Source organism: Amycolatopsis sp. NPDC049691 (assembly GCF_040675005.1).
Lineage (GTDB): Bacteria > Actinomycetota > Actinomycetes > Mycobacteriales > Pseudonocardiaceae > Amycolatopsis.
This window is the reverse complement of record NZ_JBFANX010000001.1, coordinates 853,141-870,803: the sequence shown is the minus strand read 5'-3', so window position 1 is coordinate 870,803 and position 17,663 is coordinate 853,141. Positions and strand designations below refer to the sequence as shown.

1 protein-coding gene is annotated in these 17,663 nt (G+C 74.5%); it reads right to left on the bottom strand.

Annotated elements, in window-relative coordinates; genetic code table 11:
* Nucleotides 1-5 precede the first annotated feature (5 nt).
* Nucleotides 6-17,600, bottom strand: coding sequence for a non-ribosomal peptide synthase/polyketide synthase (locus tag AB0J40_RS04040; protein ID WP_364447152.1), 17,595 nt, complete (start codon nucleotides 17,598-17,600; stop codon nucleotides 6-8).
* Nucleotides 17,601-17,663: the final 63 nt, after the last annotated feature.

Sequence of the window (17,663 nt, the reverse complement as noted above, 5' to 3'; positions counted from 1 at the left end):
AGTCCTCACGCTTCCTGGTCGAAGGCGAGGCTTTCCAGCTCGCCCAGGATGAGTTCCTCGACGGTGCCGGCCAGCCCGGCGACCGTGCGCGCGGTGAGCACGTCGGCCGGGGTGAGCCGGACGTCGAACAGCGCGCCGGCCCGGGCGGCGATCTGCAGGCTCCGCAGGGAGTCGCCGCCGAGGGCGTAGAAGCTGTCTTCGGCGCCGACCCGGTCGACGCCGAGCACCTCGGCCCAGATCCCGGCCAGCGCGCGCTCGGTCTCGGTTTCCGGTTCGACGTGCCGGGTCTCCGGGGCGGCGGGAGCGGGCAGCGCGCGGCGGTCGACCTTGCCGTTGGCGCTGACCGGCAGCCTTTCGAGGGTGACGAACGCGGTCGGCACGAGGTAGTCCGGCACCGTGCGGGCCAGGAACTCCCGGAGCACGTCTCCGTCCACATCGGACACCACGTAGGCGACGAGTTGCTTGACGCCCGGCTGGTCTTCGCGCACGACGACCGCGGCCTGGGCCACGTCCGGGTGCCGGGCCAGCACGGTCTCGACCTCGCCCGGCTCGACGCGGAATCCCCGCAGCTTGACCTGGTCGTCGCGGCGGCCGAGGAATTCCAAGGTGCCTTCGGGGGTCCAGCGGACGAGGTCGCCCGTGCGGTACATCCGCTCCCCCGGCGCGCCGAAGGGGTCGGCGACGAACCGGTCCGCGGTGAGGCCGGGCCGGTCGCGGTAGCCGCGGGCCAGGCCCGCGCCGGCCAGGCACAGCTCGCCGGGGACGCCCGGCGGCACCGGGCGCAGGCCGGCGTCCACGACCCGGGCCCGCACCCCGTCGAGCGGCCGGCCGATCGGGATCCGGTCCGGGACCACTTCCGCCATCGGGTGCGAAGTGGCGAACGTCGTGGTCTCGGTCGGGCCGTAGCCGTCGACGACCCGCAGTCCGGGACACGCGGCCAGCACGCGCCGCACCGAGGCGGCCGGGACGACGTCGCCGCCGGTCCAGACTTCGCGCAAACCGGCGAAGCAGTCCGGGGCTTCCTGGGCGAGGACGCGGAACAACCCGGCGGTGATCCACATCGCGGTCAGGCCGTGCTCGCGCACGAGGTCCCGCAGCGCCGGCGCGTCGACGCCTTCGCCGGGGGCGACGACCACCCGGCCGCCGTTCAGCAGCGGCACCCACAGCTCGTACGTCGTGGCGTCGAAGGCCAGCGGCGAGTGCAGCAGGACCCGTTCGTGCGCCCCGCCGCGGAACCGCCGATCGGCGGCCAGCGCGGCGACGTCGCGGTGGCGCACCACTACTCCCTTCGGCACGCCGGTGGACCCGGACGTGTACATCACGTACGCCGCCTGATCGGGCTGGACGGCGACTTCGGGATCCGCGCCGGACTCGTCGTCCACAGAGGACAGGAGCACGGTCCGGCCGAGCGGGTACTCCGCCGCCGCGATGACGAACCGGACGCCGTCGAGCAGCAGCTTCTGCCGCTCGGCCGGGGCACGGGTGTCGATCGGCAGGTACGCGCCGCCCGCCTTGACCACGGCCAGTTCGGCGACCACGGCATCGGCGCGGCGCACGGCGAGCCCGACCGGTTCCTCCGGCCGCAACCCCAGGCCCACCAGGCGGTTCGCGAGGCGGTTGGCCCGCCGGTCCAGCTCGGCGTAGGTGACCGGCTCGCCGTCGAGGACGGCCGCGACCGCGTCCGGCCGGGCGCGGACCTGCTCGGCGAACAGGTCCGGCACTGACCGGGCCGGCGGTTCGTCGCCGGTCGCCGACCACTGCGCCAGCTGCCGGGCTTCCTCCGGGGTGGTCATCGTGACCGCGCCGAGCGTCCGGTCGCCGTCCGCGGCCAGCTCGCCGAGGACGGTCAGCAGGTGCCCGGCCAGGCGCGCGACCGTCGCCGGGTCGAACAACGCCGGGTCGTAGCCGACGTCGACCGACAGCTCGGCCCCCGGCGACGCGACCACGGTGACCGGGAAGTTGGTCGTCTCGCGGGCCGACAGGCCGCGCACGGTCAGGCCGTGGCCGGCGGCCGCGCCGGTGATCGGGTAGTTCTCGAACACCACCAGGCTGGCGCACAGGTCGACCCCGCCGGGCAGGCCCGCCCAGCCCTGCACCCGGGCGAGCGGCACGTGGCCGTGCCCACGAGCCTCCGCCTGCGCGGCCTGCAGCCCGGCGAGCCAGTCCGCGACGCGGGCGCGGCGGTCGACGCCGGCCCGGACCGGCAGGGTGTTGATGAAGATGCCGGCGATGTCGTCGACACCGGGCACCTCGGCCGGGCGGCCGGAGGTGGTGGCGCCGAACACGACGTCGTCGCGTCCACTGTAGACCGACAGCAGCAGTGCCCAGGCGCCTTGCAGCACGACGTTGTGGGTGAGGCCGTGGCGCTTGACGAACGCGTCGAGGCGGGCCGTGGCGGTCTCGTCGAGCTTGACCGGCAGCCATTCGGCCGAAACGGGCGCGTGCCCTGGGGCCGGCGTCCGGTCGGCGGGCACCGGGGCCGGGCCCTCGACGCCGTCGAGCGCGGTGCGCCAGAAGCGTTCGGCGTCGGCCTGGTCCTGCCGGCCCAGCCAGGCGAGGTACTCGCGGAACGGCGGCCGCGCGGGCAGCGACTGCCCGGCGTAGGCGGTGCAGACGTCCGAGAGCACCTGGAAGACGCTCCAGCCGTCGAGCAGCACGTGGTGGAAGGTCCACAGGACCTGGACTTCGGTGGCCGAGAGCCGGGCCAGCGCGACCCGGGCCAGCGGCGCCGTCGCGAGGTCGAGGCCCTCCGCGCGGTCCTCGGCGAGGAGCTTCCGCAGTTCCTGGTCGCGGTCGAGCGCGGTCCAGTCGAGGCGGCGGACCGGCAGGGTGACCTCACAGTGCACGACCTGGACCGGTTCGGCGACCCCGGCCCAGACGAACGCGGTCCGCAGGATCGGGGTGCGGTCGACGACCCGCTGCCAGGCTTCGGCGAGCCGGTCGACGTCGGTGACGCCGTCGAGCACGAACGTCGCCTGCTCGAAGTACAAGCCCTGCCCGGCATGGGACAGCCCGTGGAAGACCATGCCGCCCTGCATCGGCGTCACCGGGTATACGTCTTCGGCACCCCGGCCGACCAATTCGTCCACTGTGGATTGGCTGAGCGGCACCAAGGGGAAGTCCGACGGCGTCCGCCCGCCCGCGCCCGGTTCGGCGCAGTGCGCGACGATCTCCCGCAACGCCGTCAGCATCCGCTCGGCGAGGTTCTCGACGGTGCTCCGGTGGTGCACGCCGGCGATGTGCGACCAGGTCAGCTCCAGTTCGCCGTCCACGACCCGGCCGACGACGTCGAGGGCGTGCGCGCGGGGCGCGTCCGGGTCGACGTCGGCGTCGAGGCCGCCGGCGGCGTCGTCGAACCGGCCCAGGTAGTTGAAGCTGACCAGCGGGTCGATCGCGGGGGCCGTGCCGGTCAGGTACCGCAGGGCGCCGTAGCCGATGCCCCGCCGCGGAACCGAGCGCAGCTGTTCCTTGACGGACTTGAGCGCGGTGCCCCAGCCGTCCGGGACGTCCAGCGCGACCGGGAACATCGTGGTGAACCAGCCGACCGTCCGGGACAGGTCGACGTCGTCGAACAGCTCCTCCTCGCGGCCGTGCCCTTCCAGGTCGACGACCGGGGTGTGCCCGGTCCAGTCCCGCAGCACCCGGCCGAGGGCGGTCAGCAGCACGTCGTTGACCTGCGTCCGGTACACCTCGGGGACGTCGTGCAGCAGCGCCCGCGTTTCCTCGGCGGTGAGCCGGACGGTGACTTCGCGGCTGTCGGCGATCGTGGCCGGGCCTTCGCCGTCGGCGGGCAGCGGCGGCACCGGCGGCAGGCTCCGCCAGTGGTCGAGTTCGTCGTCGAAGCCGCCGGCCTCGGCGTGGTCGGCCAACCGCCGGGCCCAGGCCAGGAACGACGTCGTCTTGGGCGCGAGGTCCTCGCCGCGGTAGGCCGCGTGGAAGTCCTCCAGGAGGATCCGCCACGAGACGCCGTCGACGACGAGGTGGTGCGCGGCCAGCAGCAGCCGCCGGCCGTCGAGGACGGCGTTCAGCAGCGGCCCGCGACCGAGGTCGAAGGACACTTCCTCGGTGCGCAGTTCGGCGGGCCACACCGGCTCGCCGTGCTGGGCGTCGTTGCCGAACCGCAGGCGGAGGGCGTCGTGGTGCGCCCACACCGTGTCCAGCGCCCGGCGGAGAGCGTGCTCGTCGACGTCCTCGGCGAACTCGACGACCACGCGCTGGTCGAACCGCGCGGGCTGCGTCTCGAAGTACCACCGCTGGATCGGGGTGAGCGGAGCCTCGCCGGTGACCGGGCCCTGCTCGGCGCGCGGACCGTCGTCCTCGCCCGCGTGCGCCGCGAGCGCGGCCAGGGTCGGGTGCCGGAAGACGTCGTGCGGCAGCAGCGTCAGCCCGGCGCGGCGGGCGCGGGAGACGACCTGGATGCTGAGGATCGAGTCGCCGCCCAGTTCGAAGAAGTTCGTCTCGGCCCCGACGTCCTCGACGCCGAGCACGTCCGCCCAGATCCCGGCCAGCGCCCGCTCGGCCTCGGTCGACGGCGCCCGGTGGGTGCCCGCCGCGGCGAAGTCCGGCGCGGGCAGGGCCTGCCGGTCGAGTTTCCCGTTGACGTTCAACGGAAAGCGCTCGAGCCGGACGAAGGCGGCCGGGACCATGTAGTCCGGTAAGGTCTGCCCGAGGAACCCGGCCAGGTCGTCCGCGTCGCCGGTGAAGTAGGCGACCAGCCGCTTGACGCCGTGGTCTTCGCGGGCCAGGACGGCGGCCTGCGCGACCCCGGGGTGCGCGGCCAGCGCAGCCTCGATCTCGCCGGGCTCGATCCGGAACCCGCGGACCTTGACCTGCTCGTCGACGCGGCCGGCGAAATCGAGCGCGCCCTCGCTGGTCCAGCGCGCGAGGTCGCCGGTGCGGTACATCCGCTCCCCCGCCGGCCCGAACGGGTCGGCGACGAACCGTTCGGCCGTCAGGCCGGGCAGGCCCAGGTACCCGCGCGCCAGGCCTTCCCCGGCGAGGTACAGCTCGCCGGGTGCGCCGGGCGGCACCGGCCGGAGGTCCGGGCCGAGGACGTAGGCGCGCATGTTGTCGAGGGGCCTGCCGATCGGGACGACGTCGGGGACCTCCCCGGGCATCGGGTACACGGTCGCGAAAGTCGTGGTCTCGGTGGGGCCGTAGACGTCGGCGACCACGGTGTCCGGGCAGGTCTCGCGGACGCGCCGCAGGGCCGCGGCCGGCACCGCGTCGCCGCCCGTCCACACCTCCCGCAGCCCCGCGAACACTTCGGGGGCTTCCTGCGCGACCAGGCGGAACAGCCCGGTGGTGAGGAACGCGCCGGTCACGCCGTGCGTGGTGAGCAGCCGGCCGAGGGTGTCGACGTCGAGGTCGCCCGGCGGCGCCACCACGACCGTGCCGCCGGAGAGCAGCGGCACCCAGAGTTCGTACGTCGAGGCGTCGAACGAGTGCGGCGAGTGCAGCAGCACCCGGTCGTGCGGGCCGAACCGCCGGTCGGCGGCGAGGGCCACGACGTCGCGCCGGCGCACCGCCACGCCCTTCGGCGTTCCCGTCGAGCCGGACGTGTACATCACGTACGCGAGGTTGTCCGGGTCCGCGGCGGGCAGCGGCACGTCCGCCGTCCGGCCGTCCGGAACGACGACGAGTCCATTGTGGATCGCCCGGGCGGTCCAGGCCCAGCTCTCGTCGGCGACGAGGACGGTGACGCCGGTGAGGAGGGTCTTGAGGCGTGGCGCCGGCGCGCGGGTGTCCAGCGGCAGGTACGCCGCGCCCGCCTTGATGATCGCCAGTTCGGCGACGAGCAGGCCGGGCGAGCGGTCCATCAGCACGCCGACCACGTGTTCGGGTCCGGCACCGAGCGAGACCAGGTGCCGCGCGAGCCGGTCGGCGGCCTCGGCCAGTTCGGCGTAGGTCAGCTCGAAGCCGTCGCCGGTCAACGCGACGGCGTCCGGGGTGCGCTCGACCTGCGCGGCGAACAACTCCGCCAGATCGCCTTCGGGCAGCGGGTGTGCGGTGGCGTTCCACTCGACGAGTACCTGGTGGCGTTCGGCGTCGGTGAGCAGGTCGACGTCGGCCAAGGGGCGGTTCAGGTCCGCGGCGAAGGCGTCCAGGACACCGGTCAGCTGCCGGGCGATCCGCTCGGCCGTCGCGGTGTCGAACAGATCCGGGTCGTAGCCGACGTCGAGGGTGATCCGCTCCCCCGGCGAGGCGACGACACTGAGCGGGTAGTTGGTCGTCTCGGCCGCGTCGACGTCCCGCAAGCGCAGGCCGTGCGCCGCCGCGGTGTCGGCCGGGTAGTTCTCGAACACGACGATGCTGTCGAACAGGCTTCCCGTGGTGCCGCTCCACGCCTGCAGCTTCGTCAACGGCAGGTGCCCGTACCGGCGGGACTCGACCTGGCGCTCCTGCAGGGCGGCCAGCCAGTCCGCCACCGACCCGCCCGCGACGGTGACCCGCACGGGCAGGGTGTTGATGAAGATGCCGGTGACGTCGTCGGCGCCGGGCAGCTCGACCGGGCGGCCCGACACCGTGGTGCCGAAGCAGACGTCCCGCTCGCCGCCGAGGCGGGCCAGCAGCAGCGCCCACGCCCCCTGCAGGACGGTGTTCACGGTGAGCCCGGCGCGCCGGGCCGCGTCCCGCAGCCGGTCCGAGTGCTCGAGCGGGAGGCGCAGCCACCGCGAGGACCGCGTGGTGTGGGCCTGCGCGGGCACGCGGTCGAAGGGCAGCCGGGCGGGTTCCGCGAGGTCACCGAGTTCGGCTCGCCAATGCCGTTCGGCGGCGGAGTCGTCCTGGCGGGCCAGCCAGGCCACGTAGTCGCGGAACGGCGGCCGCTCGGGCAGCTCGCCGCCGGCGTAGGCGGCGAAGACGTCGGACAGCACGCCGAAGACGCTCCAGCCGTCGAGCAGCACGTGGTGGAACGTCCACAGCACGCGGACCTCGGTGTCGGACAGGCGCGCCAGCACCAGCCGCAGCAACGGCGTCTCGGTGAGGTCGAGGCCGCGGGCGCGGTCGGCGTCGAGCAGCTCCTGCCACGCCCGGTCCTGCTCCTCCGGGGTGTGGCCGCGCCAGTCGTGGTGGGTGACCGGGACGTCGGCGTGGCGCTGCACGACCTGGACGGGCTCGGGCACGTCCTCCCAGACGATCCGCGTCCGCAGCACCGGGGTCCGGTCGACGACCCGCTGCCACGCCCGGTCGAGGGCGACCGGGTCGCGGACGCCTTCGAGCACGAAGGCGACCTGCTGGAAGTAGACGCGCTCCTCGCGCTGGGACAGCGCGTGGAAGACCATGCCGGCCTGCATCGGCGTCAGCGGGTAGATGTCCTCGACCGCGCGTCCGTCGCCGACCAGTTCGTCCAGAGTGGACTGGTCCAGCGCGGCCAGGGGGAAGTCGGACGGCGTCCGGCCGCCCGCGCCCGGGTCCGCGCAGTGCCGGACGATCTCGCGGAGAGCGTCCAGCATCGCGGCGGCCAGTGTGTCCACAGTGGATTCGCGGTGGACGCCCTCGGCGTAGTACCAGGTCAGTTCCAGTTCCCCGGCTTCCACGCGGCCGACGACGTCGAGCAGGTGCGCCCGCGCGGACTTCGGGCTCTCGTCGAATTCGAGGCGGCCGGAGCCGAACTGCCCGAGGTAGTTGAAGCTGACCTGCGGGTCGATCGCCGGGGCGGTGCCGGCCAGGTACCGCAGGGCCCCGTAGCCGATGCCGCGCCGTGGAACCGCGCGCAGCTGCTCTTTGACGGCCTTGAGCGCGGCACCCCAGTCGTCCGGGACGGCCAGGGCCACCGGGAAGATGCTGGTGAACCAGCCCACTGTTCTCGACAAGTCGACATCGGCGAACAGGTCCTCGCGGCCGTGCCCTTCGAGGTCGACGACCGGGGTGTGCCCGGTCCAGTCCCGCAGCACCCGGCCGAGCGCGGTCAGCAGCACGTCGTTGACCTGCGTCCGGTAGACCGGCGGGACATCGCGCAGCAGCGCGTTCGTCTCCGGCTCGGACAACCGGACGGTCACCGACCGCAGCCCGGCGGCCGTCGTGTCGCCGTCACCGTCGACCGGGATCGGTGCCGCTTCGGGCAGGCCGCGCCAGTGGCCGAGTTCGTCGTCGAAGCCCCCGGTTCCGGCGTGCTCGGCGAGACGAGTGGCCCACTCGCGGAACGACGTCGTGCGCGGGCCGAGGTCGATCGGCTCGCCCCGCAGCGCCTGGTCGTAGGCGCGTTCGAAGTCCTCGATGAGCACGCGCCAGGACACGCCGTCGACCACGAGGTGGTGCACGGCGAGCTTGACGTCGTGTTCGGAGACCTCCAGGCGGACGAGCGGGGTTTCGGCGCCGACCGGGCCGTTCTCCTGGTGCCACCCGTCTTCGTCGCGGGTGAACCGCATCCGGAGGGCGTCGTGGTGGGCCAGCAACGCGTCGACGGCTTGGCGGGCCGCACCGACGTCCACGGTGTCCGGTCCCAGGTGGACGAACTGGTGGAAGTGGTCCGGCGCGGCGGTCTGCGTGGCGAAGAACCAGCGCTGGATCGGCGTGAGCGGCACCGCGCCGCTGACCGGGCCGCGCTCGGCGGCCGTGGTGGCGGTGCGCGCGGCCGCGGCGAGCGCGACCGGCGTGCGGTGGGCGAACAGGTCGCCGGGCAGCAGCTCCAGCCCGGCCCGGCGGGCCCGGGACACCACCTGGATGCTGAGGATCGAATCCCCGCCCAGTTCGAAGAAGTCGTCGGTCGCGCCGACGCGTTCGACGCCCAGCACCTCCGCCCAGATCTCGGTGACCACGCGTTCGCGGTCGGTGCGCGGGGCCACGTGCTCCCGGCCGCCGAAGTCGGGCGCGGGCAACGCGTTCCGGTCGAGCTTGCCGTTGACGTTCACCGGGAACCGGTCCAGCCGGACGAACGCGGCGGGCACCATGTAGTCCGGCAGCGTCCGGCCGAGGAACTCCGCCAGCCCGGTGGTTTCGCCGACGACGTAGGCGACCAGCCGCTTCACGCCGCCGTCCGCGCGGGCCAGCACCGCGGCCTGCACGACGTCCGGGTGCTCGCCGAGCGCCGCCTCGATCTCGCTCGGCTCGACGCGGAAGCCGCGGACCTTGACCTGCTCGTCGACGCGGCCGACGAACTCGAGCGCGCCCTCGTCGGTCCAGCGCACCAGGTCGCCGGTGCGGTACATCCGCTCCCCCGGCGGCCCGAACGGGTCCGCGACGAACCGGTCGGCGGTCAGCCCGGGCCGGCCGAGGTAGCCGCGCGCCAGCCCGGCGCCGGCGATGTGCAGCTCGCCCGGCGCTCCCGGCGGCGCCAGGCGCAGGTCGCCGTCCAGCACGTAGACGCGCGTGTTGTCCAGCGGTGCCCCGATCGGGACGACGTCGGGGATTTCGCCGGGCAGCGGGTGCACGGTCGCGAAGGTCGTGGTCTCGGTGGGGCCGTAGACGTCGGCGACGAGGACGCCGGGGCAGGCGGCCTGGACCCGGCGCAGCGCGGCCGCGGGTACGGCGTCGCCGCCGGTCCAGACCTCGCGGAGCCCGGCGAAGGCCTCGGGGGCTTCCTGGGCGACCAGCCGGAACAGCCCGGTGGTGAGGAACGCGCCGGTGACGCCGTGCGTGGTGAGCGCGCGGCCGAGGGTGTGGACGTCGAGGTCGCCGGGCGGGGCGAGCACGACCGTGCCGCCGTTCAGCAGCGGCACCCACAGCTCGTAGGTCGAGGCGTCGAAGGCCTGCGGCGAGTGCAGCAGCACCCGGTCGTGCGCGGCGAACCGCCGGTCCGCGGCCAGCGTGACGACGTCGCGGTGCCGCGCGGCCACGCCCTTGGGCTTGCCCGTCGAGCCGGAGGTGTAGATGACGTAGGCGAGCTGGTCGGCCTCGATCGCCAGGGCCGGCGGCGTTTCCGGCTGATCCTCCACACCGGTCACGATGGGTCCACTGTGGACTCGCTGGGCGGTCGCCAGCCAGGTTTCGTCGGCGACCAGCACGTCGGCCTCGGCTTCGGCCAGCAGCAGCCGCAACCGGTCGGCGGGAGCACGCAGGTCCAGCGGCAGGTACGCACCGCCGGCCTTGAGGATGGCCAGCTCGGCGACGGCGAGCGCGGGCGAACGGTCCATCAGGACGGCGACCCGGTCCTCGGGCCGGACACCGAGGTCCAGCAGCCGGTGGGCCAGCCGGTTCGCGCGGACGTCGAGTTCGCCGTAGGTGACGGTCTGCTCGTCGGTCACCAGCGCGACCGCGGCCGGGTTGCTGCGCGCGCGGGCCTCGAACAGCTCGGGCACGGATCCCGCCGGCACCGGGACCGCGGTGTCGTTCCGGTCGGTCAGCAGCTGCCGGACCTCGGCCGCCGACAGCATCGGCACCCGCGTCACCGGTGCGTCCGGGGCGGCGACCATGCCGCGGACCAGGGCTTCGAGGTGGGCGGCGAGCCGGGCGGCGACCGCCGGGGCGACGACGGCCGGGTCGTGGGTCAGCACCAGCGACAGCCGGCGGCCCGGGTAGGCGACCAGCCCGAGCGGGTAGTTGGTGCGCTCGGCCGCGACGACGTCCCGCAGCCCGGAGACCTCGTCGACCGGGTAGTTCTCGAACACGACGATGCTGTCGAACAGGCTGCCGCCGCTGCCGCTCCACGCCTGCAGCCGGGGCAGGCCGACGTGCCCGAACCGCCGGGATTCCGCTTGCGCGGCCTGGAGGTCGCGCAGCCAGGCGGCGACGCCGTGGTCCCGGTCGAGCCGGACGCGCACCGGGAGCGTGTTGATGAACAGACCGGGGATGTCGTCCGCGCCGGGCAGTTCGGCCGGGCGGCCGGACACCGTCGCGCCGAAGCAGACCTCGGGTTCGCCGCTGTAGCGCGACAGCAGCGCCGCCCAGGCGCCCTGGACGAGCGTGTTCACGGTCAGCCGGTGGCGGCGGGCGAAGGCGTAGACCGCCGCGGACCCGGCGTCGTCGAGTTCGAGCGGGACGCGGGCGCCGGAGCTGGCCGAGTGGGTGCGTCCGGCGGCCCGGTCGCCGGGCAGCGGCGTGGGCGCAACGCCGGCGAGTTCGGCGCGCCAGTACGTCTCGGCGAGGGTGTCGTCCTGGCCGGCCAGCCACGCCGCGTACTCGCGGAAGGGCCGTCGTGGCGGCGGTTCTTCGCCGTGCAGCAGCGCGACGACGTCGTTGAGGATGCCGAAGACGCTCCAGCCGTCGAGCAGGACGTGGTGGAACGTCCAGACCACCCGCACGCTCGTGGCGGACAGCGGGACGACGGCCAGCCGGGCCAGTGGCGCCTTCGTCAGGTCGAGCCCTTCGGCCAGGTCCGCCGCGAGGTACTCGGCTTCGTCGACGGGATAGGTGACCGGGAGGTCGGCGGTGCGCTGGACGATCTGGAGCGGCTCGGGCACGCCGTCCCAGACGATCCGGCTGCGCAGCACCGGGGTGCGGTCGACGACCCGCTGGAACGCCTCCCCCAGCCGGCGCGGGTCGGGCACGTCGTCGAGGGTGAAGGAGATCTGTTCGAAGTAGACGCGTTCACCGGGCTGGGCGAGGTCGTGGAAGACCATGCCGGCCTGCATCGGCGTCAGCGGGTAGACGTCCTCGACGGCACGGCCGTCGCCCACCAGGGTGTCCAGAGTGGACTGGTCGAGGCCCGCGAGGGGGAAGTCGGACGGCGTGCGGCCGCCCGCACGCGGGCCCGCGCAGTGCCGGACGATCGCCCGCAGCGCGTCGAGCATCCCTTCGGCCAGCCGCGTGACGGTGGCTTCGTCGTGGACGCCTTCGGCGTAGTTCCAGGAGAACGCGAGGGTGTCGCCGTCGACCCGGCCGACGACTTCCAGGGGGTGCGGGCGGCTGTCGCTGGGGTCGGCGTCGAGGGACAGCTCGCGGTGCAGGCCGGCGTAGAGGTCGCCGGGCAGGTCGAACTGACCGAGGTAGTTGAAGCTGATCCGCGGGTCGACGATCGGCGCCGTGCCGGTCAGGTACCGCAGGGCGCCGTACCCGATGCCCCGGCGCGGAACCGCCCGAAGCTGCTCCTTGACCGACTTCAGCGCGGCACCCCAGTCGTCCGGGACGTCCAGCGCGACCGGGAACATCGTGGTGAACCAGCCGACCGTCCGGGACAAATCGACGTCGTCGAACAGCTCCTCACGGCCGTGCCCTTCCAGGTCGATCACCGGGGTGCGCCCGGTCCAGTCCCGCAGCACCCGGCCGAGCGCGGTCAGCAGCACGTCGTTGACCTGCGTCCGGTACACCTCGGGCACCTGCCGCAGCAGCGCCCGCGTCTCCTCCGCGGTGAGCCGGACGGTGACCTCACGGGCCCGGCCGACCGTGTTCGCGCCGTGGCCGTCGACCGGGATCGGGGCCGCCGCGGGCAGGCTCCCCCAGTGGCCGAGTTCGTCGTCGAAGCCGCCCGCTTCGGCGTGCTCGGCGAGCTTCGCGGCCCAGTCGCGGAACGACGTCGTCCGCGGGCCGAGGTCCACCGCTTCCCCGCGGGTGAGCTGGTGGTAGGCGCGGTCGAGGTCTTCGAGCAGCAGCCGCCACGACACGCCGTCGACGACGAGGTGGTGCGCGGCCAGGTGCAGCACCCGCCGGCCGGGCTCGCCGGACAGCGCCCACCGCAGCAGCGAGTGTCCCTCGCCGACGGGGGCGTTGTGCTGCCGCCAGCCGTCGCCGTCGGGCTCGAACCGCATCCGCAGGGCGTCGTGGTGCTCGGCCAGCGCGGCCAGCGCCGCGGCGAGGGCGACCTCGCCGACGTTCTCCGCGAGCTCCACCGCGATCACCTGCTCGAACCGGTACGGCACCGCGGTGGTGGCGAAGAACCAGCGCTGGATCGGCGTGAGCACGACGTCGCCGGTCACGGGCCCCCGGTCCGGGCTCGCCGCGGCGTCCCCGATCACCGGGGCGAGCGCGGCGATCGTCTGGTGCCGGAACAGGTCGGCCGTCGTCACGGCGAGGCCCGCGCGCCGGGCCCGGGCGCTGACCTGGATGCTGAGGATCGAATCCCCGCCGAGTGCGAAGAAGTTGTCCTCGACGCCGACGCGGTCGACGCCGAGCACGTCGGCCCAGATCCCGGCGAGGACGGCCTCCCGCTCGGTGCGCGGTGTCCGGTCCCCGAAGGACTCGAAGCGCGGCTCGGGCAGGGCGTGCCGGTTGACCTTGCCGTTGGCGTTGAGCGGCAACGCGTCCAGGACGACGATCGCGGACGGCACCATGTAGTCCGGCAGCGCGCGGCCGGCCGCGCGCCGCACCGCTTCGGTGTCCACAGTGGAGCCGTCGACCGGGACGACGTACCCGGCGAGCTGCTTGCGCGCACCGGTCACCCGGACGGCCACGACCGCTTGGGCGACCCCCGGCTGGGTGGCCAGCACGCGCTCGACCTCGGCGGGTTCGACGCGGAAGCCGCGGATCTTCACCTGGTCGTCGGCGCGGCCGGCGAACTCGAGGGTCCCGTCGGTGCGCCACCGGCCGCGGTCGCCGGTCCGGTACATCCGGTCACCCGGCGCGCCGAACGGGTCGGCGACGAACCGCTCAGCGGTCGCGCCCGGCCGGGCGAAGTACCCGCGGGCGAGGCCGGCACCGGCGATGCAGACCTCGCCGAACGCGCCGCGCGGCACCAGCCGGAGCCGGTCGTCGAGCAGGTACACGCGCATGCCGGCCAGCGGCGTGCCGATCGGGACGGTCTCGGGCACCGCGTCCGCCGACGGCATCGGGAACGACGAAGCGAACGTGGTGGTCTCGGTCGGGCCGTAGCCGTCGACGACGGTGAGTCCCGGGCAGCTCTCGAGGACCCGGCGAGCGGCGGCGGGCGGGACGACGTCTCCGCCGGTCCAGACCTCGCGCAGCCCGGCGAAGCACTCCGGGTCGTCCTCGGCGAACAGCCGGAAGAGCCCGGCGGTCAGCCACAGCGCGGTGACGCCCTGCTCGGCGACGAGCCGGCGGAGGGCGTCGGCGTCCAGCTCGCCGGACGGCGCGACCACGACCGTGCCGCCGTTCAGCAGCGGGACCCACAGTTCGTAGGTCGAGGCGTCGAAGGCGAGCGGCGAGTGCAGCAGCACCCGGTCGTGGGCGCCGCCGGCGAACCGCGGGTCGGCGGCGAGCGCCACCACGTCGGCGTGCCGCACGGCCACGCCCTTCGGGACGCCGGTGGAGCCGGAGGTGTACTCGACGTAAGCGAGATTGTGCGGATCGAGTGCAGTGTCCGGAGTGGACGTCGGCTCGTCGACGTCGGCGACCACGAACGGGCCCGGGTGGACCTCGGCCGCCGTGTCCTGCCACCGCTCGTCGGTGAGCAGCAGCGGGGTGCCGTCGAGGACCAGCCGCATCCGGTCGGCCGGGGCCCGCAGGTCCAGCGGGAGGTAGGCGGCACCGGCCTTGAGGATCGCGAGCACCGCGACGACCTGCGCGGCCGAGCGGTCCATGAGCACGCCGACCCGGTCCTCCGGGCGGACGCCGAGCCGGACCAGCCGCCGCGCGAGCCGGTCGGCGCGGTCTTTCAGTTCGCGGTAGGTCAGCTCGCTCTCGCCCGCCACCGCCGTCGCGTCCGGGTGGCGCTCGGCGCGGCGGTCGAAGAGGTCCGGGACGGTGCCTTCCGCGCTGTTCGTGCTCGGCGGGAGCAGGAAGCGGCGATCCTCGTCGGTGAGCAGCGGGAGGTCGCCCACCGGGCGCGCCGGGTCGGCCGCGATCCCGGTCAGCACCGTCTCCAGGCTGTGCGTGAGGCGTTCGATCGTCGCCGCGTCGAAGAGCGCGGTGGCGTACTCGACGGTGACGCGCAGGCCGTTCTCGTGCGGCCAGAACTCGACGACCAGGTCGAACCGGGCCGCCGGGCGCGGCAGCTCGTACTCGGTCACCCGCAGGCCGCCGGCTTCGCGCGGTCGAACCAGCGGGGTCTGCAGGACGACGACGGCCTGCACCAGCGGCGTCCGCGACGGGTCGCGGTCCGGCTGCAGTTCTTCCACGACGCGGTCGAAGGGGACGTCGCCGTGGGCGAACGCCGCCAGCACGGTTTCCCGGAACTCGCCGAGGAACCCGTCGAACGGCCGGTCACCGTCCACAGCGGACCGCAGGACGAGGGTGTTGACGAAGAACCCGGTCAGGGCCTCGAGTTCGGCCCGGTCGCGGCCGGCGACCGCGGTGCCGACGGCGATGTCCCGCTGCCCGCTGTAGGCGGCCAGCAGCACCTGCACCGCGGCGGTGAGCGTCATGAAGAGCGTGGCGCCGTGCGGGCGGCCGGTGTCCGCGAGCCGGCGGACCAGGTCGGCCGGGAGGTCGTGCCGGTGCACCGCGCCGTCGGTCGTGCGCCGCGGCGGGCGGGGCCGGTCCGTCGGCAGGGCGAGCGGTTCGATGCCGTCCAGGGCATCGCGCCAGTAGCCGAGCTGATCGTCCGAAGTGGACTCCAGGCGCCAGTGCGTGTAGTCGCGGTAGCCCAGGGTCAGCGGCGGCGGGGTCGCGCCGGTGTAGAAGTCGAGGAGTTCGCGGGTGAGCACGCCGATCGAGCGGCCGTCGGTGACGATGTGGTGCTGGCACAGCAGGAGCAGGTGCTCGCCGGGCCCGAGCGGGAACAGCGTGGCGCGGGTCAGCGGGCCGGCCCGCAGGTCGAACGGCTCGCTCAGCTCGGCCGCCAGCACGGCGTCGTCCGGCGGCTCTTCCCTGATGCGCAACGGGATCTCGCCGGTCGGTGCGATCCGCTGGACGCCGTCCCCGAACGTCGTCCGCAGGGATTCGTGCCGCGCGCAGAGCGACGCCAGCGCGCCACGCAGGGCGTCGACGTCCAGCGGGCCGGACAGCCGGAGCCCGACACCGGTGTTGTACTCCGCGCTGCCGCCGGTCAGCTCGTCGAGCAACCACAACCGCCGCTGGGCCGGGGACAGCGGGACCACGTCCGACGGCGGCGCGACCGGGATCGCGACGTCGGCTCGCGGAGCCTCCTCGAGGAGGCTCGCCAAGGCGGCCACGGTGGGCGCGTCGAACAGCGTCCGGGCCGACAGGGTCGCGCCGAACTCCCGGCGCAGCCGCGAAAGCGCCTGCACCGCCAGGATCGAGTCGCCGCCGAGGGCGAAGAAGTCCTCGTCGGCGCCGAGGCGCTCGACGCCCAGCACCTCCGCCAGGACGCCCGCCACGGCGCGCTCGGTGTCCGTCCTCGGCTCGGTGGCCCCCGCGGTCTCGGCGGGCGGCGCGGGCAGGGCGCGGCGGTCGACTTTTCCGTTGCCGCTCAACGGAAGCTTGTCGAGCACGACGAACGCCGACGGCACCATGTAGCCGGGCAGCGCCGCGACCGCGACCGCTTCGAGGTCACCCGGGTCCCCCACCACGTAGGCCACCAGGCGCTTGACGCCGGGCCGGTCCTCCCGCGCCACCACGACGACCTCGGCGACACCGGGAGCCGCGGCGAGGACGGACTCGATCTCGCCCAGCTCGACCCGGAAGCCGCGGACCTTGACCTGGTCGTCGACCCGGCCGAGGAACTCCAGCTCGCCGTTGCCCTTGCGGCGCACCAGATCGCCGGTGCGGTACATGCGGTCGCCGGGCGCGCCGATCGGGTCGGCGACGAACTTCTCCGCCGTCGCGCCGGGCCTTGCCCAGTAGCCGCGGGCCAGCCCGGCGCCGGCCAGGTGGAGTTCGCCGGGCTCGCCGTCGGCGACCGGGACGAGGTCGCCGTCCAGGACGTACGCGCGCACGTCGTCGAGCGGGCGGCCGATCGGCACGGCCGCCGGGACGCGGTCCGCCGAGGGCAGCGGGTGGGAGGTGGCGAACGTGGTCGTCTCGGTCGGCCCGTAGCCGTCGACCACGGTCAGGCCCGGGCACGCCCGCAGCACGCGCCGCACGGACTCGGCCGGGACGACGTCCCCGCCGGTCCAGACCTCGCGCACGCCGCGGAAGCAGTCCGGTGCCTCCTGGGCGACGACGCGGAACAGGCCGGCCGTCAGCCAGAGCGCCGTCACGCCGTGCCGCGCGAGCACGGCCCGCAGCGTCTCGACGTCGAGGTCGCCGGGCGGGGCGACCACCACGGTGCCGCCGCCGAGCAGCGGTACCCACAGTTCGTAGGTCGAGGCGTCGAAGGCGACCGGCGAGTGCAGCAGCACCCGCGCGTGCGCGCCACCGGCGAAGCGGCGGTCCGCGGCGAGCGCCACGACGTCGCGGTGCCGGACGGCGACCCCCTTGGGTGTCCCGGTCGAGCCCGACGTGTGCATCAGGTAGGCCAGCCGCTCCGGATCCGCCTGCGGCAGCACGAATTCCGCGTCCGGCACCGGATCGGCGACGTCGACGATCGGTCCATTGTGGATCGCGGCGGCCCGGCCCGGGTCGTCGGTCACCAGCACCGCCACCCCCGCGTCGGCCAGGAGGGTGCGCAGGCGGGTGTCCGGCGCGCGGCCGTCGAGGGGCACGTAGGCACCCCCGGCCGTCACGACGGCCAGCTCGGCGACGACCAGCTCCGCCGACCGGCCGAGCAGGAGCCCGACCCGGTCCTCCGGCCGCAGTCCGAGCCGCACGAGGTGGGCGGCGAACCGGTCGGCCCGGGCGTGCAGCTCGCCGTAGGTCAGCCGGAGGTGCTCGCCTTCCACGGCGACGGCGTCCGGCGCCGAAAGCGCCCGTGCGGCGAACAGCTCCGCCAGGCCGGCGGTTCTCGGCGCGGTACCGTCCGTTTCGGCCGGCGTGTCTTGCACGGTCATCGTCTTCGCTACCTTCCGGGCACGACGGGGAACCCGCCGGTACCGGCGGGGAGGACAGGGGCT